Below are 17,944 nucleotides of genomic sequence, written 5' to 3'. Positions count from 1 at the left end.
GTGCACAGGAGGGCGGCGGGGCGCCCGCATGAGCAAAGGCGTATGAGCAGGGGGTGGTTGCTTCGCACGCCTCCGCGTTCCCGTGGGCAGTGCTTCCCCATGACCGCGCTCTCCGCGACCGTCCCCCGGGGGTATCCGCCGTCCACCCGGGGCCGCGGGCCTGCTGGCTCGTACGCTGGTCCCATGCGACTCAGCACCTGCGTCCTCCCGGTGCACCGGTGGACCGACGGCGGACGCGAGGTGTGGCGGCGCGCCGAACAACTCGGCTTCCACACCGCCTACACCTACGACCACCTGTCCTGGCGTCCGCCCTTCCGGGACGGTCCGTGGTTCGGCGCCGTGCCGACCCTGGCCGCGGCGGCCGGCGTGACCAGTCGGGTACGCCTGGGCACCCTGGTCAGCTCGCCCAACTTCCGGGACCCGGTCACCCTGGCCAAGGAGCTGATCTCGCTGGACGACCTCTCGGAGGGACGGATCACGCTCGGCATCGGTGCGGGCAGTTCGGGTGCCGACGCCACCGTCCTCGGACGGGAAGCCTGGTCACCGGCGGAACGGGCCGACCGGTACGCCGAGTTCGTCGAGCTGCTCGACACCCTGCTCACACAGGACGTCACCTCGCACTCCGGCCGGTACTACGCCGCGCGCGACGCCCGGAACATGCCGGGCTGCGTGCAACGCCCGCGGCTGCCCTTCGCGGTCGCCGCGACCGGCTCCCGGGGGATGCGGCTGGCCGCGCGCTACGGACAGGCGTGGGTGACCACCGGGGACCGACGAGTGCTGGAGGATCCCGCGGCCACCGCGGAGCAGTCCCGTACAGCGCTCGCACGGCAGGTGGAACGGCTCGCCACCGCCTGTGCCGAGGAGGGGCGCGGCGCGGACGAGGGGCCGCGCCGGATTCTGCTGGCCGGCTTCACACCGGACCAGGTGCTCGACTCGGTGGCCGCCTTCGTGGACTTCGCCGGTGCGCACGGGCGGCTCGGCTTCGACGAGATCGTGCTGCACTGGCCGCTGCCGGACTCCCGGTTCGCCGCCGACCAGGCTGTCTTCGAACGGATCGCCACCGAGGGCCTGGCGCAGCTCTGAGGCCGTACGCGCCGTGCCGTACGGGTCGCGGCCTCGTCACCGACGCGGGGGAACGGGTGGGGTGAGGGTATCCGGGAAGCTCAGGTAGCGCGGCGGTACCGCCGACACGAGCCAGACACCGTTGACGCTCACCTGGAACACGTGCCCGTCCCGGTGCATGTCCGCGGCGGCGACCGGTAGTACGACGGGTCGACCGCGCCGTGTTCCGACCCGGCGTGCGGTCTCCCGGCGCGGGGACAGATGGACGGCGTGCCGGTTCATCGGCCGCAGCCCCTCCTTCTGGATGGCCGCCACACTACGGGCACTAGTGCCGTGGTAGAGCCAGTCGGGCGGTCGCGTGGCCGCGAGGTCCAACTCCACCGGCACGGAGTGCCCCTGGTTGGCGCGGATACGGTCCTGACTTGTGTCGAGGGAGTAACGCTGCTTGTCGTTGTCGGCCACGACCTCGGCCAACTCGGCGCGGCTGAAGCGGAATCCGTGCTGGGCGGCGGCTCGTAGCAACTCCTCGACCGGTACCCAACCCCGTGCGTCCAGGGTGATGCCGATGCGCTGCGGATCGTGGCGCAGGTGGCGCGCGAGATACTTGGAGATCCTGGTCGAACGTGTCACGTTCATCGCTCCAGAGTGCCCGTGCCGGCCGCGGTTGTCGCCCCGATTTCGGGCGGTGCCGGGCGGTGCCGCCGCGGCGGGCGTACGGCAGGGGAGCTCGGCGAGCGCCGGACGCCCCCTGCCGTAGCCTCAGCGCAGGCTGTGGTCCTCGATCCGTCGGTTCGCCACGTAGTAGAGCAGCGCCCCGGCTCTCAGCGGCTTCTCCCAGGTCGGGCCCACCACCAGGTCGCCGTCCTGCCGGATGGCTATCACCGTCGCGCCGAACTCCCGCCCGAGGCGGGTCTGGCAGTCGCCGAAGGGCTTTCCGGTCAGCGTGGTCGGCAGCTTCATGGAGTACGTGTTGCCGCCGCCGGTGCCGCTCATCAGGTCCGCGTAGACCTCGGTGATGCCCGGGTCGAGGGTTTCCTCGGTGAGCAGGCCCGGCATGTGCCACTGCACGCACTGGGCTTCCGGGCTGACGTACCGCACGTGGCGGGTCCGGCTCATGTCCCGCAGCGCCGCCACCAAGTGCACCTCGGGGGCGAGGTGGTGGACCGCGACCGCCAGTGCCAGTGCCTCGTTGTCGTCCCGGGCGTCGATCAGCACCGTCGCCGCGCGGTGCACACAGGCGCGGGTCAGCACGTCGACGTCCGTGAGGTCGCCGCGCACGAACAGCACACCGTCGCGTTCCGGCATGGGGTGCTCCACGACCTCGTCCCAGGCGCAGAGCACCATGTCCGCCTGGTCCTCCAGGCGGAGCTCGGCGACGATGCCCTCCGTACGCCCCGAGGTGTACCCGAGGATGACGATGTGGCCACCGAGGTCGAGGTCGACGGCGCCCTTCATACGCTTTCCTTTCGCGGCCTGGATGGTGGCGGCCAGCTGGGTGAAGAGGATGGTCAGCGCGACGATGCCGCCGACGATGACGTAGCCGCCGACGGCGTGGCCGAGGCCGGTCTCGGGATAGTGGTCGCCGTAGCCGACGGTGGCGGCGGTCACGAGGAACCACCACCAGTAGTTCTGCGGCTCGGTGATCTTGTTGTCCGGCTCCACCAGCCACATCGCGAACCAACTGGTGGCGAAGACGAGGAAGCCCACCGCGAGCGCGGCCCGCCAGCCGCGTACTCGGGCACGTAACACCTGGGCCAACCTCGCCATGATGAACGGCACTTGGGGCTCCTCCAGGATCGTCGTCGACGCGATCCGAGCACTTTATCCGTCCGTCTCAGTCGGCGAGGCCGACGTGGGAGATCCGATCGTCGCCCAGGCGCTGCTGGACGTCCCGCAGTAGTACGCCGAGCAGTTCGGTGAGCTGGGCCTGCTGTGCCTCGGTGAGGCCGCCGACGAGTTCGGCCTCTCGCCACAGCACCTGGTCCACCGTGGCTTCCACCAGGTCGTGGCCTTCCTGCGTCAGGCTGACGTCGACCGTACGCGCTCGGCTCCGCCCCGGAGCGCGGGTGACGAGTCCCTGGCGTTCGGCGCGGGCGACGCGTTGGGAGACGGCCCCGGCGGTGACGAGGGAACGGCGGCTGAGTTCCCGGGTGGTGAGGGTGTACGGGGCACCGCTGCGCCGTAGCACGCTGAGCAGGTCGAGGGTGGCGGCGTCCACGTCCGCCTGGGTCAGGACGCGGCGCCGGTCGTCACCGAGGAGCTTCGCGAGTCGCCAGATGGGGGTGACGATCCCGATCGAGGTGACCGGAGTGCCGGGGCGTTCGCGTTCCCAGGCGGCGGCAATGTCGCCTACGGGGTGGTCGGTCGCCTGGTCCAGCGGGTAGTCGTCGCTCTCTTTCGACACGGTGACTGTCTCCTTCGGGTTTGACGGGGGCGAGGGTGTGCGGTCAGGGTACGTTCAGGTCTATATTTAGACCTGAATAAACTGTCGCGTGAAGCTCGCACCATGCCCACACCTCGCGTGGCGCCCGGTCCGCGCCATGCCTCACGCGGCACACATCACGCCTCACCTCCCGGAACCAGGAGTCATTCACATGTCCCGTAATATCCTCGTCACCGGCGGCGGAACCGGAATCGGCCGTGCGGTGGCCCAACACTTCGCCGAACAGGGCGACACCGTCTTCGCCACCGGACGCCGACCGGAACCGCTCGCCGAGCTGGCCTCGAAGAGGGTCGGGGACATCCGTACGAGGCCCTGTGACCACACCGATCCGGCAGCCGTCAACGGACTGCTGGGCGAACTGCCCGGAACGCTTCACGTGCTGGTCAACAACGCGGGCGGGAACACCGGATTCGACGCGGACGGCAAGACCGACCTCGCCTCCTACGTGCGGGACTTCCGCGCCAACCTCGACGCCAACCTGGTCAGCGCGGCGCTCACCACGCACGCACTGGACGAGCGGCTGGCGACTGGAGGAGCGATCGTGCACATCGGTTCCATCGCCGCGGACAAGGGAGCGGGGTCTTACGGAGCCGCCAAGGCCGGGCTCGCGAGCTGGAACCTGGAACTGGCCGACCGGCTTGGTCCGCGCGACATCACGGCGAACGTCGTCTCGCCCGGATACATCACGGACACGGAGTTCTTCCGGGACCACCTCACCGACGCGCGTCGGGAGAACCTGGTGGCGGCCACCTCGTTGGGCCGTGCCGGGCTGCCGGACGACATCGCGGAAAGTGTCGGCTTCCTCGCTTCGCCCGCCGCGCGCCACATCACGGGCCAGGTGCTCAACGTGAACGGCGGTGAGCGGAAGACCCGTTGAGTCACCGCCGCAGGCCCGGTGGGCCGCTGTCGCTGGCCGCGGTGGCCAAGCGCAGCAACTCGTCGACCGACCACGGGTCATTGACATGCTCTGCGTACCCGCGGGCGCAGAATCCCGTCCCGTGGCAGCTCGGCTTCGTCGAGTCCCGCTCGCCGAAGTGCCCCTCTCCGGACAGGACATTGGCTCGTCGCTCCAGTGCCCTGTCAGCTCGGCGGGCGCATGCGGGACAGCCCTCGCGTGACCCGGGGAGCGATCCGCGAGACAAGCCGCGCGCCACGCGCTGCTGGCGAGACCGGCACCGTGGACTGGTTCCGCAGCACCGCCCTCAGCACCGCCTCGGCGATCTGCTCGGACGGTTGGTGCCGCGGGCGGAACAGCCTTGGCACACGCTTCCGCCGCGGTGGCCCCGCCGAGGCACCGCTGCCCGAGGTGCCGCTGCCCCGGACGGATCGAGCGGTACTGGAACGTTCGGTCTCGACCGCTCCGGGACAGATCACCGACACCCCGATGCCCGTGGAGGCCAACTCCGCCCGAAGGCACTCGCTCAGCATCAGCACGGCCGCCTTCGATGTGGCGTACGCCGACCGTGACCGGGAGGGCCGGAACGCGCTCACGGACGCGATGTTCACGATGTGCCCGCCCTGCGCCCGTCTGGCCATCTGGCCGCCGAAGGCGCGGCAGCCATGCACGGTCCCCCACAGGTGGGCGTCGAGGGTTCGCTGCCAGTCGGCGACGGTGGTGTTCAGGAAGTCCTTGGTGATGCCGGTGCCGGCGTGGTTGATCAGTACGTCCACCGTGCCGTGTTGCTGCTCGAGCCGGGCCGCCAACCGCTCCATCGCCTGCCCGTCGCTCACGTCCACGGTCTCCGCCTGGGCCTCCGGCGCGCCGATCAGCCGGGCCATGCCGGCGGTGTGCGCGGCGGCTTCGCCGCTGGCGTCGACGGCGATGACCCTGGCGCCAGCCGCGGCGAAGGCCAGCGCGGTCGCCTGCCCCGCCCCCTCGCCCGCCCCGGTGACCAACACCAACTGGCCGGCGAAACGCTGCGCGTACCGCCCCTGCGGCACCGATCCCGCCGGCGACTCGCCCGCCTCGCCGGCGTGGTGCGCGGAGGCGAACTCGCTGATCCAGGCGGCGAGCTGGTCCGGGCGCGTACGCGGCACCCAGTGTCTGGCGGGCAGCGTGCGCCGGGTCAACTGCGGGGCCCAGCGCCCCAGGTCGTCGTACAGCCGCTCGCTGAGGAAGGCGTCCCCGGTCGGTGTGATCAGCTGTACCGGCGTGTGCGCCTGGCAGTCCGTCCGGGGGTGGCGCAGCCGGGAGCGTACGTTGTCGCGGTACAGCCAGGCCCCGTGTGCCGCGTCGCGGGGCAGCGAGCCGGTGGGGTAGCCGGTGGACGGAGCCTTCTCGAAGCGCTCCAGCAGCCGTGGCCACCACCGCCGGCCCAGCGGGCCCCGCCATGCCAGCTCCGGCAGGGCGGGCGTGTGCAGCGCGTACACATACCACGACTTGGCACCCTGGCCGAGGAGTTGGACGACCCCACGGGGCGTCGGGCGGCGGAGGCGCTCCCTCATCCAATGGCCGAGGTGGTCCAACGAGGGCCCGGAGATCGAGGTGAACGAGGCGATCCGGTCACTGGCGTGACGGGTCGTCACGAACTCCCAGCCCTGCACCGAGCCCCAGTCGTGACCGACCAGATGGACCGGCTCCGTCGGGCTCACCGCGTCCAGCACCGTCAGGAAGTCATCGGTCAGCTTCTCCAGGGTGAAGCCGCCACGCAGCGGCTTGGGGGCGCCGGATCGTCCGCAGCCACGCACGTCGTAGAGCACCAGGTGGAAGGCGCCCCGCAGGGCCCGCGCGACCTCGGACCAGACCTCCTTGCTGTCCGGATAGCCGTGCAACAGCACGACGGTCGGCCGCTCCGGGTCGCCCAACTCGGCGACACGAAGCTCGAATCCCTCGGCCGTACGGACCCGACGCTCCCGCGCTCCCTCGAGGCCGCCGCTCGCCGCGGAGGGGTCGCCGCCGGCGTGGTGGGGGGAGCGTGCCGCACCGAACGCCCGCTTGCTCCGGTCCATACGGACTCCTCCGCTCCTTCGCTGGCGACCCTGGAGTCGCCGCTGTCCCGAGCGCTCCCGAACCGGGGGCCGTGCGACCTGGTGCCACCCAGGCGCAGTCAGCTTCAACCCTCCGCGCGACAAGAGCGCATAACGTGGCAGGCACGACTCTGGCAACGTCGAATCCGGTGGTCAAGAGACGTACACATGCTGTGGATACCGCTGGTAACACATCTTTCGTCGGGTGACGCCCCTGAGACTCACGCGACTTCCGTATGGGGGCCTCTCGGGGGTGTCTCCCCCTGCGGTACTAGCGGCATCGCCTCCCGCAGGGGGACGTGTGGCCGCGACCCCGGCGATAGTTTCTCGTACGTGACTGTGATCGCGACCCAAAGCCTGACCATGCGGTTCCCTCGGGTGACCGCGCTCGATCGGCTGACCGTAAACATCGCACCGGGAGTGACCGGGCTGGTGGGGGCCAACGGCGCCGGGAAGTCCACCCTGATCAAGATCCTGCTCGGGCTGTCCCCCGCGACGGAGGGCAGCGCGACAGTCCTGGGACTCGACGTCTCCACCCACGGCGGGACCATCCGGGAGAGCGTCGGCTACATGCCAGAGCACGACTGCCTGCCACCGGACGTCTCCGCGACCGAGTTCGTCGTCCACATGGCGAGAATGACCGGTCTGCCCGCCGCGGCGGCGCGCGAGCGCACCGCCGACACCCTGCGACACGTGGGCCTCTACGAGGAGCGCTACCGCTCCATGGGGAGCTACTCCACCGGTATGAAGCAGCGGGTCAAGCTCGCCCAGGCACTCGTGCACGACCCCCAGCTGGTGCTCCTCGACGAGCCAACCAACGGCCTGGACCCGGTCGGCAGGGACGACATGCTGGACCTGATCCGGCGGGTCCACACCGACTTCGGCATCTCGGTCCTCGTCACCTCGCACCTGCTTGGCGAGTTGGAACGCACCTGCGACCAGGTCGTCGTCATCGACGGCGGCACCCTGCTGCGCTCCTCCGCCACCGCCGACTTCACCCAGGACACCGCCTCACTCGCGGTGGAGGTCACCGACACCGACACGCACCCGGACGGGACCGCCGCGCTGCGCGCCGCACTCGCCGAGGCGGGGCTGCGGCCACAGGAGCCCGCCACCGTCGGCGCGCCCGGCAGCGGACACGTGCTGCTGCTGGACACCGCGGAGGAGGACGTCTTCGACACCGTCCGGGACACTGTCGCCGGGCTCGGCCTGGGACTCGTGCGGATGGAACAACGCCGACACCACATCTCCGAGGTCTTCGCCGACTCGACCGAGCACCCGACCACTCACCCGACCGACGAGCCGGGCTCGGCCACGACCTCGCGGTCCCCGGGCGTAAGCCCCGACCCCGGCGGCGGCGCCACTGACGGGCCCGCTCCGACGGGAAGCGGGCCCGGCAGCTCCGGGCTCGACGGCGCAGCCACCCCGCGGCAACCCGTACGGCAGCACACAGCGGCCCACCCGCAGAAAGGGGGCGGCGGCGATGTCGCCTGAGCCCAGCCCGGCAGCCGCCACGCGCGGCGGCACGGACGTCATCCACAACATCGGCTACCGCAAGTACGACGGGCCTCGACTCGGCCGCTCGTACGCCCGCCGCTCGCTCTTCGTGCACTCGCTGCGCGGCACCTACGGACTCGGTCGAGCCGCCAAGTCCAAGGTGCTCCCGATGATCCTCTTCGCCGTGATGTGTCTGCCGGCGCTCATCATGGTGGCCAGCGCGGTGTACGCGGGCGCCGACGAACTGCCCGTCGACTACACCGCGTACGCCACCTTCCTGCTTCCGGTGACCAGCATCTTCGTCGCCGCGGTGGCACCTCAGGTCGTCTCGCTCGACCTGCGGTTCAAGACCGTCCCGCTCTACTTCTCCCGCCCCATCGAGCGGTCGGACTACGTCGCCGCGAAGTTCGGCGCGCTCATCGCCTCGCTGATCGTCTTCACCGGCACACCCGTCCTCATCCTGTACGTCGGCGCGCTTCTCGGGAAGCTCGACTTCGCGGACCAGACCCTCGGGCTCGGCCAGGGCCTCGTGTTCACCGTCGTGTTCGCCCTGCTGTACGGCGGGATCGCGGTGTCCCTCGCCGCGCTCACCCCTCGCCGTGGCTTCGGGGTGGCCGCGGTCATCGCCGTACTCACCATCCCCTACATGCTGGTCGGCGCGCTCCAGGGCATCGCCCAGCAACAGGGCGAGAGTGACCTCACCACATGGATCGGCCTCGGATCGCCCGGCACGCTGCTTGACGGCTTCCAGGACAGCGTCCTCGGCGGCAGCAGCAACTTCCCCGGCGGACACCAAGTGACCGGTGCGGAAGGCATCGTCTACGCCCTCGTCATCGCCGTGCTCATCGCCGGCTCGTACGCCCTGCTCCTACGCCGCTACCGAAAGGCCGGGCTGTGACCACCCTGCAGATCGATCACACGTCCCGTTGGTTCGGGAACGTCGTGGCTGTCAACGACGTCACCATGGACATCACACCCGGCATCACCGGCCTCCTCGGCCCGAACGGCGCCGGCAAGTCGACCCTCATCCACATGATGGCCGGCTTCCTCGCCCCCTCGACCGGAAGCGTCACCCTGAACGGCGAGACGATCTGGCGGAACGAGGCGAGCTACCGGCACATCGGGCTGGTGCCGGAACGCGAGGGGATGTACGACTACCTCAGCGGCGGCGACTTCGTACTGGCCAACGCCGAACTGCACGAGCTGCCCGACCCCCGGGCAGCGGCCGCGCGCGCCCTGGCCACCGTGGAGATGGAGCACGCCGCGGACCGCAGGATCTCCACCTACAGCAAGGGAATGCGGCAGCGAGTCAAGATGGCCTCCGCGCTGGTGCACGACCCCTCCGTGCTGCTGCTGGACGAGCCCTTCAACGGCATGGACCCGCGTCAGCGGATGCACCTGATGGAGCTGCTGCGCCGGATGGGCGACGAAGGCCGCACCGTGCTGTTCTCGTCCCACATCCTCGAGGAGGTCGAGCAACTCGCCTCGCACATCGAGGTGATCGTCGCCGGGCGGCACGCGGCCAGCGGCAACTTCCGCAAGATCCGCCGACTCATGACGGACCGGCCACACCGGTACGTCGTACGCTCCAGCGACGACCGCAGGCTCGCCGCCGCCCTCATCGGCGACCCCTCCACGGCGGGCATCCAGGTGAACCAGGACGACCGGGAACTCCACATCCAGGCCGTCGACTTCCCGCGCTTCACCGAGCTGCTGCCGAGGGTCGCCCGGGACCAGGGCATCCGACTGCACTCCGTCTCGCCGTCGGACGAGTCCCTGGAAAGCGTCTTCTCGTACCTCGTCGCGGCCTGAAGGAGACTGAGCGATGTCCGTGTACCACCCCACCGTCGCCCGGCTCACCTACCGGGCGCTCCTCGGCCGCCGGCGGGCGCTGATGCTGTGCGCGCTGCCCGCCCTGCTGCTCCTCGTCGCCCTGGCCGTACGCGTCCTGGTCGGCGCGGACGACGCGGTCACCGCCGAACTGCTCGGCGGCTTCGCCCTCGCCACCATGGTGCCGCTGATCGGCGTCATCGCCGGTACGGGAGCCATCGGTCCGGAGATCGACGACGGCTCGGTCGTCTACCTCCTCGCCAAACCGCTGAAGCGGCCCACCATCATCCTCACCAAGCTGGTCGTCGCGATCGGCGTCACCGTGACCTTCTCCGCGGTCCCCACCCTGGTCGCCGGCTACCTGCTGAACGGCAACAGCCAACAACTCGCCGTCGCCTACGCGGTGGGAGCCGCGGTCGCCTCGGTCGCGTACAGCGCGCTCTTCCTGCTGCTGGGCACGATCAGCCGGCACGCGGTCGTCATCGGCCTCGTCTACGCGTTGATCTGGGAAACCCTCTTCGGCAGCGTGATGCCGGGCGCCCGCGCCCTGTCCGTACAGCAATGGGCGCTGTCGGTCGCGGAGAGGATCGGCCCGGAGAGCCTGATCAGCTCCGAGGTCAGTCTGCCGGTCGGCCTGCTGCTGCTGGTGGCGGTCACGGCGGCGGGCACCGGGTGGGCCGGTCGCAAGCTGCGCACCCTGACCCTGGCGGGCGAGGACTGAACCGAGAGCGGCAGCGGGCGGGGCCTCCCGCCGCGTCCTGCGCACACGGTGCCCGGCCCGCCGTACGGAACTCGCCGTACGGCGGGCCGGGCACCGATCGACCGTCACGAGGCGGACGACTCCCGCCGGGCACGGTGGACGGCCTGCTCACGCATCACGTGGTTGAGGTCGCTGCGCATGTCGGCCAGCCGATGGCTCATCTCGCACACCACGCGGTCGGTGTTCGCAGAGCGGCGGTTCACCTCCGTCAGACGCCGATCCACGTCCTCCAGCCGCTGATCCACCCGAGCCAGCCGGATCGACATGTGGTGAATCACCGGCCCCAGCTCCTGAAGGACGGAGCCGATCTCGCTCAGCGCCCGCTCGGTCCCGCTGACCCGGCTCGCGAGTGCCGTGTGCGCGCTGAGCGGGGTGCACGTCGCAGGGGCAGGCGTGTGGTCTCCGCCATGCTCCTCGGCGTCCAGGAGGTACGCGCGAACCTGCCGGGCGACGGCGCTGTCCCGCAGCAGCATCGCCACGTTGAGTACGGTGCGACGGGTGTAGACGGCGAGCCGAGTCTGCCGGTGTGGATAACTATTTGCGTTTGCGGATGACAACCTCATGTTGAGGTTCTGATATTCGCGCAGTTCAGAGCCTCACAGCACGCGGAGGCCGTTGTCGGTCAGCTCCTCTCGATGCCGATCCAGTAAGTTGTTCACAGTCGATTCGGTCACCTCGAAGTAGTCCGCGACGTCCGGTGTCGTCGCGTGGACGCCGTCCGGGGCCAGGGCCAGTGCCTTGACCTTGTCGAGCACCTCGTCCCGATCACTCAGACCGGTACGCATACTCCGCGATTCCAGCAGCACGGATTCGTTGTACATGCACACCCCTCGGGGGCTCGTACGGACATGGTGGGAGACCCCACTCACCCGGGGGTCGCTCGGGGACGTCCGTATCCAGGAACCAGGAGCGGAAGCCGCGAAAGGGTGTCCAACGCGCCCCATGGGGCGCGCCTCGCGGGTGGAGCAGTAACTATTGACCGGGCACACCTGGCCCGTGCGCTCTCCTCGAAGCGGAGCGCGGCGGGCCGGAATTGCTTCCACGCACCGGGACCAACGATCCGATGGTCATACGGTTACGGCGTGCGTCACCCGAATTCGCCCGCGTCCGCGCGCATCCCCAGGCGCGCAGCGCTGCCGGGCCACACCGCCCAGATCCGAGCCGCTCCCCCGCTCAGCGGTCGAGCAGCTTCTCCAGCACCACCGCGATGCCGTCGGTGTCGTTCGACGCGGTGACCTCGTCCGCCACCGCCAACAACTCGTCGTGTGCGTTGGCCATCGCGACCCCGTACGCCGCCCAGTCGAACATCGGCACGTCGTTCGGCATGTCCCCGAAGGCGATCGTGTCGGCGGCACGCACCCCCAGCCGTCGGGCCGCCAGAGACAGCCCCCGGGCCTTGTTCAACCCGGGAGGCAGCAGCTCCACGATCCCCTCGCCGGAGACCACCACGCCCACCAGGTCGCCTGCCGCCTCCCGCGCGCGCAGGGCGAGTTCGTCGTCACCGAGCTCGGGATGCCGCAGGTACATCTTGGTCAGCGGCTCGGCCCAGAACTGCGCCGGATCGGTGCAGGCCACCACTGGCAGCGGCCCGTCATGCATCCCGTATCCGGGTCCGACGAGCACCGCGCCGTCCAGACCGTCCCGGGAGGCGGCCAGCCGCAGTGGCCCGACCTCCGCCTCGATCCGGCGCACCGCCAGCGCGGCCACCCGCCGGTCCAACGTGACCGAGGTCAACAGCCGCTGCTCTCCCGCGTGGTAGACCTGCGCCCCCTGTCCGCAGACCGCCAGCCCGGTGTGGCCCAGCTCCGCCAACACCCGCCTGGTCCAGGGCACCGCCCGCCCGGTGACCACGATGTGCGCCGCGCCCCGCGCGCACACCGCCGCGAGCGCTTCGGACGTACGAGGGGAGACGCTGTCGTCGGAGCGCAGCAGCGTACCGTCGAGATCGGTGGCGACCAGCTTGTACGGGAACGGGGGGCTCGGCTCGGGCAGCAGCGCCGCGGAACGGTCGGCGGTCACCTGGCGACCGGGTCCAGCGACGTGCGCCCGCCCAGATACGGCCGGAGGACTTCGGGCACGCGCACCGAGCCGTCCGGCCGCTGGTGATTCTCCAACAGCGCGACGATGGTGCGTGGTACGGCGCACAGGGTGCCGTTCAGGGTGGCCAGCGGCCGCACCTGCTTGCCCTCCCGGAGCCGCGCGGACAGGCGCCGCGCCTGGAACTCGTCGCAGTTCGAAGCGGAGGTCAGCTCGCGGTACTTCTCCTGGGTCGGAATCCACGCCTCGCAGTCGAACTTCCGCGAGGCGGAGGCCCCGAGGTCGCCGCTGGCCACGTCAATCACCCGGAACGGCAGTTCCAGCGAGGTCAGCCAGGCCTTCTCCCAGTCGAGCAGCCGCTGGTGCTCGCTCTCTGCCTCCTCGGGCGCGACGAACGAGAACATCTCCACCTTGTCGAACTGGTGCACCCGGAAGATCCCCCGGGTGTCCTTGCCGTACGAGCCCGCCTCCCGCCGGAAGCAGGGCGAGAAGCCGGCGTAGCGCAGCGGCAACTGGTCCGCCTCGATGATCTCGTCCAGGTGGTAGGCGGCCAGCGGCACCTCGGAGGTGCCGACCAGGTAGAGGTCGTCCTGCTCGAGGTGGTAGACGTCGTCCGCTGCCTGGTTCAGGAAGCCGGTGCCCTCCATGGCGTGCGGTTTGACCAGGGCCGGCGTCAGCATGGGAGTGAATCCGGCGGCGGTGGCCTGCGCCATGGCGGCGTTCACCAGGGCGAGTTCGAGCAGGGCGCCGACTCCGGTGAGGTAGTAGAAGCGGGAGCCGGACACCTTCGCCCCACGCTCCACGTCGATGGCCCCCAACAGCTGGCCCAGCTCGAGGTGGTCCCTGGGCGGCGAGCCCTCTGCGGCGAAGTCCCGAAGCTCGCCGTGTGTCTCGCGGACGACGAAGTCCTCCTCGCCACCGACCGGCACGTCCGGGTGCACCGGGTTGCTCAGCAGCCGCAGCAGGCGCTGGGTCTCCTCGGCCGCGGCGTCCTGTTCGGCGTCGGCGGCCTTCACGGCCGCGGACAACTCGCCCGCCTGTCGCAGCAGCGTGGCCTTCTCCTCGCCCTCGGCACGCGGGACGCGCTTGCCCAACTGCTTCTGCTCGGAGCGCAGCTCGTCGAAGCGAATGCCGGAGGAGCGGCGACGCTCGTCGGCGGCGAGCAGCATGTCGACGACGTCGACATCCTCTCCACGCGCCCGCTGGGAGGTACGCACACGGTCCGGGTCGGTACGGAGAAGGCGAAGGTCGATCACTCGGCCAGGGTACCGGGGTCGGTTACTCGCGAGCGACGTGTTGCGGAATTTCGAGATGAAATGTCCGTTTTGCCATTTCACTGTCCTCGAGACGTGTGATCAGACTCGGGAGATCGGCGATTCTCCAGCCTTCCCCTGGGTGCCCTGCGCCATGCTTCCAGTGGCCTTCTTGTTGTGGCCGCCGAGCGCGTCTGACGAGGGAATTCGGAGACTGAGGGCTGCCGGCCGTGAAGTTATCCACAGGGCTGTGGGGATCTTTCTCCTAAGTTTTCCACAGGACGGGCGGGGTTGTGGATACTGTGCGGCGGGGGCTCGGTCATGTGCTTGAAGCGACTCGATGACCTGGTGAAACGGCAAAGGGTGAACGATCCGCGACGCCCCGACCTCGATGCGGGAGATCGCCGGGGTAATTGCCCGTGAACTTTGTGTTTTGAAATCTCTGAAATGCTTTGTGCGATAGAATCTATTTGTCTGGGAAGTCCGTTTTGTCTAGTAGTTTGTGCACAGGTTTCCGCGAGCCTGTGGATAACTTTGAGAAGCCGGGGCCGCCCTCATCCACGCCCGTCCAAGCACCGTGTGAGCCAGTCCGAGGCCGCGACGAACTCCTCGTCCGTCGTCCCGACGCGCGGGATCGGCCGTACCTCGTCCGCACGCGGATACGACCCCAGGAAGCGCACCTTCTGGCAGGCACGCTTCAGTCCCATCAGTACGTCCCCCACCCGCCGGTCCGTGACATGCCCCTCGCAGTCGACCGAGAAGCAGTACTGCCCGATCCCCTCGCCCGTGGGTCGGGACTCGATACGCATCATGTTCACGCCCCGGGACGCGAACTCATGCAGCAACTCCAGCAGGGCTCCCGGGTGGTCCTCACGCAGCCACATCACCACGGAGGTCTTGTCCGCGCCGGTGCGCGCCGCCGGCCGGGCCGGGCGGCCCACCAGGACGAACCGGGTGGTGGCGTTCTGCGCGTCGTGAATGTCGGTCACCAGCGGCTCCAGCCCGTACCGCCCGGCGGCGAACTCCCCGGCGAAGGCCGCATCGTAGCGTCCCTCCTGCACCAGGCGCGCGCCGTCCGCGTTGGAGGCCGCCGACTCCCAGTGCGCCTCCGGCAGGTGGTTCCGCAGCCAGCCTCGCACCTGCGGCTGGGCGACCGGATGCCCCGTCACGGTCTTCACACTGTCCAGCGTGGTCCCCGGACGCACGAGGAGCGCGAAGGCGATGGGAAGCAGCACCTCCCGGTAGATCATCAGCGGTTCGCCGCTCGCCAGTTCGTCCAGGGTCGCGGTGACGCCGCCCTCCACCGAGTTCTCGATCGGTACGAGTGCCGCCGCGGCCTCCCCGGCCCGTACGGCGTCCAGCGCGGCCGGGACCGAGACCATCGGCAGCAGCTCACGGGTCGCGGCCTCGGGCAGGCCGCGCAGGGCGGCTTCGGTGAAGGTCCCCTCGGGACCGAGGTAGGTGTAGCGACTCGCGGGTGACATACCGCCAGACTAAGTGCTGGGCGGTGGGGGATCGGCCCGTGACCGGCTCGCCCCATGCCGCCCGCGCGGGCGCACGCGCCCCGTACGACTACGCGCCCCGTACCGTCCCGCGCTCCGGCCGTACCCGTCCCGCGGCTCGCGCCGTCACGCCTCCAGCAGCCGCTGTCCGACGTACTCCCCCTTCCCCGGCCCGCCGGGCACCGCGAACAGGGCGCTCGCCTCGTGCCGGATGAACCGGGACAGCGCGTCGCCGCTGTCCAACCGGCGCTGCACCGGCACGAAACCGGTCAGCGGGTCGGCCTGCCAGGCGATGAAGAGGAGCCCCGCGTCCGGTGCCCCGTCGTCCAGGAAGCCGTCGTGGTAGGAGAAGGGGCGGCGCAGCATGGCGGCGCCCTGGTTGGCGTCCGGCGGGGTGATCCGCACGTGCGCGTCGGCGGCGATGGCCAGGTCGCCGTCCCCGGTCCGCGCGGTCATGTCGACCGGGGTGCGCTCGGTGCCGCCGGAGAGCGGGGCGCCGTCCGACTTGCGGCGGCCGATGACCTTCTCCTGCTCGGCACGGGACTGCTCGTCCCAGCTGTCCAGCAGCATGCGGATGCGGCGGAACACGGCGTACGACCCGTGCGCCATCCAGTCGGGGGAGCCGTCGGCGGGGACGAAGACACGCTTGTCGAAGTCCTCGTCCGAGGGCTTCGGATTGTTGGTGCCGTCGACCTGACCCATCAGGTTGCGCTGGGTCATCGGTTCCGGGGTGGCGCCGAGGGAGCGGTTGAATCCGCTCATCTGCCAACGTACCCGGGCGGTTCCGGCGGCGTCGCGTTGCAGGACACGCAGGGCGTGGAAGGCGACCAGTCCGTCGTCGGAGCCGATCTGTATCCAGAGGTCACCCCCGGAGCGGTCCTCGTCGAGCGCGTCGGCGGAGAACTCCGGCAGGGGTCTCAACGCGTCGGGTAGCCGTGCCTCGAGTCCCGTACGTTCGAAGAAGCCGCGTCCGAATCCGAAGGTCACGGTGAGCGAGGACGGGCCGGCGTCGAGAGCCACGCCGGAGTGGTCACCGTCCGGCGGGTCGCCGGCCATCATCCGTTCGGCGGCCCGTGACCAGCGGCGCAGCAGCGCGGCGGCCTCCTTGCGGCCGGCGGCCGGCGTCAGGTCGAAGGCGACCAGCTGGCCGGCGGCCTGTTGTGGGGTGACGATTCCGGACTGGTGCCGGCCGTGGAAGGCCACGGCGGTGCTGCCGACGGTCGCCAGGTCGGTCGGTGGATCGTCCCGGGTGACGGCGGCGCCGGCGACTCCGCCGGTGGCCCCGAGCGCGATCCCGGTGGCGCCCGCGGCGCCGACCGTGCCGAGGAGCCGGCGCCGGGAGAACGTGGTGTCGTCGTCGGTCAAGATGCACCGTCCTGGGTCACTGTTCGCTGCTGGTTCGGTTCATGGTTCTGGCCGGTCCGACGGCGTCCTGTGGACATCAGCCGATCCGTACCGTCCTGGTCTCGGTCACCTGGTCGATCTCGGAGGTGCGGACGGTCACGGCCAGGCGCCATTCGCCCGGCACCGGCAGTCGTAGCTCGCGCTGCTTCCAGTGGCCGATGCCGGCCCGTTGGAGCGAGCCGCGCAGCGGGCCGATGTCCCGCTCGGCCTGGGTGAGGGCGATCCGGACCTCGGCGACCGGCAGCGGTTCGCCGTCCGGGTCGAGGGCGCGTACCTCGAGGGTGTTGTCGCCGGTGCGTCCCGGGTCCAGGGTGACCCGCGCGCTGCCCGCGCCGTCCGTGCCACCGGTGTCGAAGGGGACGCGCACGTCCAGTGGCCCGGCCGGCACGGCGGGGGCCGCGTCGGACGTACGGGCTCCTTCGGAGGCACGGGCCGTGTCGGCGGTGCGGGCTGGTTCGGTGGCGGCGAGCAGGGTGGCCACGGCGAGGACGAGGACACCGACGCCGGTCTCCAGAAGGACGCCGCGGCGCAGTTCGACCCGGTCCGGGTCGGCGTCCCGGACGCGGTTGCGGCGGGCGGTCTCGGCGGCTCGGCGCTGCCGGGCGAGCTGTGCGGCGCGTACGGGGTCGAGGGGCGCGGGTGTTCCGGACGCGGGTGTTGCCGTCGCGCCCGTGCCCGGTACGCCCGTGCCCGGTGCGGTCTCCGCGGGCACGGCTTCCGCGACGCTCTCGGCCGCCGGCCGCTCGGTCAACTGGTCGGTCGGCCGGTCGGTGAGCCGTGCGGTCCAGCGACGGGAGCGCCAGCCCAGCGCGAGGAGCGCGGCGACCAGGGCGATCTTCAGCAGCAGCCAGCCGCCGTACTCCGTACTCGTCAGCGCGGACCAGGAACCGACCTGTCGCCAGGACCGGTAGAGCCCCGTGGCTCCCAACACCAGCACCGCGCCGCCGGCGGCGCCGGAGAAGCGGCGCACGGCGGTGGCCGGGACGCGCGTGGCACCGTGCAGCGCGACCAGCAGGGTCGCCAGTCCGCCGAGCCAGACGGCGACGGCGAGGAGGTGGAGGATCGCGACGGGCACCGCCAGCGCGGTCTGCGGTCCGCTCGAGGCGTGCTCGGACAGCGCCCAGGTGGCGCCGATCCCGGTGGCCAGCGCGAGGCAGCCGAGCGCCAGCATCGGTCGGCCGTACGGGCG

The 17,944-nt window shown here is 70.6% G+C and carries 17 protein-coding genes; 6 read left to right on the top strand and 11 right to left on the bottom strand.

The features are described from left to right. Nucleotides 1–183 precede the first annotated feature (183 nt). Nucleotides 184–1,083, top strand: coding sequence for an LLM class flavin-dependent oxidoreductase (locus AN216_RS21975; protein ID WP_070198445.1), 900 nt, complete (start codon nucleotides 184–186; stop codon nucleotides 1,081–1,083). A gap of 36 nt (nucleotides 1,084–1,119) precedes the next feature. Here the strand turns inward: AN216_RS21975 and AN216_RS21970 are convergent, their stop codons facing one another. From AN216_RS21970 to AN216_RS21960, 3 genes are all read right to left on the bottom strand, one after another. Then, on the bottom strand, nucleotides 1,120–1,698 hold the full coding sequence (locus tag AN216_RS21970) for an RNA 2'-phosphotransferase (protein ID WP_070198444.1): 579 nt from the start codon (nucleotides 1,696–1,698) through the stop codon (nucleotides 1,120–1,122). A 123-nt stretch (nucleotides 1,699–1,821) separates the two neighbouring features. Beyond that, nucleotides 1,822–2,841: an ion channel gene (locus AN216_RS21965; protein WP_070198443.1), complete on the bottom strand. Its 1,020-nt coding sequence runs from the start codon at nucleotides 2,839–2,841 to the stop codon at nucleotides 1,822–1,824. Nucleotides 2,842–2,896: 55 nt separating this feature from the next. Continuing rightward, complete coding sequence (locus AN216_RS21960; RefSeq protein WP_070198442.1) at nucleotides 2,897–3,466, bottom strand: MarR family winged helix-turn-helix transcriptional regulator; 570 nt, start codon at nucleotides 3,464–3,466, stop codon at nucleotides 2,897–2,899. Between the two features lie 190 nt (nucleotides 3,467–3,656). On the opposite strand from AN216_RS21960, the gene AN216_RS21955 reads away from it, so the two are divergent. After that, complete coding sequence (locus tag AN216_RS21955; RefSeq protein WP_070198441.1) at nucleotides 3,657–4,382, top strand: SDR family NAD(P)-dependent oxidoreductase; 726 nt, start codon at nucleotides 3,657–3,659, stop codon at nucleotides 4,380–4,382. A 203-nt stretch (nucleotides 4,383–4,585) separates the two neighbouring features. Here the strand turns inward: AN216_RS21955 and AN216_RS21950 are convergent, their stop codons facing one another. After that, nucleotides 4,586–6,454, bottom strand: coding sequence for an SDR family oxidoreductase (locus tag AN216_RS21950; protein WP_070198440.1), 1,869 nt, complete (start codon nucleotides 6,452–6,454; stop codon nucleotides 4,586–4,588). A gap of 381 nt (nucleotides 6,455–6,835) precedes the next feature. On the opposite strand from AN216_RS21950, the gene AN216_RS21945 reads away from it, so the two are divergent. Genes AN216_RS21945 through AN216_RS21930 form a run of 4 tightly spaced genes read left to right on the top strand, consistent with a single transcriptional unit; the run spans nucleotide 6,836 to nucleotide 10,520 of the window. Further along, nucleotides 6,836–7,966, top strand: coding sequence for an ABC transporter ATP-binding protein (locus AN216_RS21945; protein ID WP_170843195.1), 1,131 nt, complete (start codon nucleotides 6,836–6,838; stop codon nucleotides 7,964–7,966). Beyond that, a complete protein-coding gene (locus AN216_RS21940; protein ID WP_070198439.1) occupies nucleotides 7,956–8,867 on the top strand; it encodes an ABC transporter permease in 912 nt (303 codons plus the stop codon). The genes AN216_RS21945 and AN216_RS21940 overlap by 11 nt, the downstream gene beginning before the upstream one ends. Then, nucleotides 8,864–9,781 carry an ABC transporter ATP-binding protein gene (locus tag AN216_RS21935; protein WP_070198438.1) on the top strand — a complete coding sequence of 306 codons (918 nt, stop codon included), beginning with the start codon at nucleotides 8,864–8,866 and terminating at the stop codon, nucleotides 9,779–9,781. The genes AN216_RS21940 and AN216_RS21935 overlap by 4 nt, the downstream gene beginning before the upstream one ends. A gap of 19 nt (nucleotides 9,782–9,800) precedes the next feature. Next, complete coding sequence (locus tag AN216_RS21930) at nucleotides 9,801–10,520, top strand: ABC transporter permease subunit (protein ID WP_070198540.1); 720 nt, start codon at nucleotides 9,801–9,803, stop codon at nucleotides 10,518–10,520. 104 nt (nucleotides 10,521–10,624) lie between these two features. Here the strand turns inward: AN216_RS21930 and AN216_RS21925 are convergent, their stop codons facing one another. From AN216_RS21925 to AN216_RS21900, 7 genes are all read right to left on the bottom strand, one after another. Continuing rightward, nucleotides 10,625–11,122: a hemolysin XhlA family protein gene (locus AN216_RS21925; RefSeq protein ID WP_244502585.1), complete on the bottom strand. Its 498-nt coding sequence runs from the start codon at nucleotides 11,120–11,122 to the stop codon at nucleotides 10,625–10,627. Nucleotides 11,123–11,155: 33 nt separating this feature from the next. Beyond that, nucleotides 11,156–11,380 (bottom strand): hypothetical protein, encoded by a 225-nt coding sequence (locus AN216_RS30400; RefSeq protein ID WP_244502584.1) that lies wholly within the window; start codon nucleotides 11,378–11,380, stop codon nucleotides 11,156–11,158. Between the two features lie 352 nt (nucleotides 11,381–11,732). Continuing rightward, nucleotides 11,733–12,578 (bottom strand): HAD family hydrolase, encoded by an 846-nt coding sequence (locus AN216_RS21920; RefSeq protein WP_244502583.1) that lies wholly within the window; start codon nucleotides 12,576–12,578, stop codon nucleotides 11,733–11,735. Next, nucleotides 12,575–13,852, bottom strand: a complete 1,278-nt coding sequence (serS, locus tag AN216_RS21915) for a serine--tRNA ligase (protein WP_070198437.1) — start codon at nucleotides 13,850–13,852, stop codon at nucleotides 12,575–12,577. The genes AN216_RS21920 and serS overlap by 4 nt, the downstream gene beginning before the upstream one ends. 551 nt (nucleotides 13,853–14,403) lie before the next feature. Beyond that, nucleotides 14,404–15,333, bottom strand: a complete 930-nt coding sequence (pheA, locus tag AN216_RS21910; RefSeq protein WP_070198436.1) for a prephenate dehydratase — start codon at nucleotides 15,331–15,333, stop codon at nucleotides 14,404–14,406. 144 nt (nucleotides 15,334–15,477) lie between these two features. Beyond that, complete coding sequence (gene efeB, locus AN216_RS21905) at nucleotides 15,478–16,716, bottom strand: iron uptake transporter deferrochelatase/peroxidase subunit (protein ID WP_070198435.1); 1,239 nt, start codon at nucleotides 16,714–16,716, stop codon at nucleotides 15,478–15,480. Between the two features lie 76 nt (nucleotides 16,717–16,792). Beyond that, a partial coding sequence (locus AN216_RS21900; protein ID WP_212732740.1) for a CopD family protein occupies nucleotides 16,793–17,944 on the bottom strand: 1,152 nt, incomplete at its 5' end.

Origin of the sequence: Streptomyces oceani, assembly GCF_001751245.1 — a bacterium.
GTDB classification, from domain to species: domain Bacteria; phylum Actinomycetota; class Actinomycetes; order Streptomycetales; family Streptomycetaceae; genus Streptomyces; species Streptomyces oceani.
This window is presented reverse-complemented; position numbering and strand designations above follow the sequence as displayed.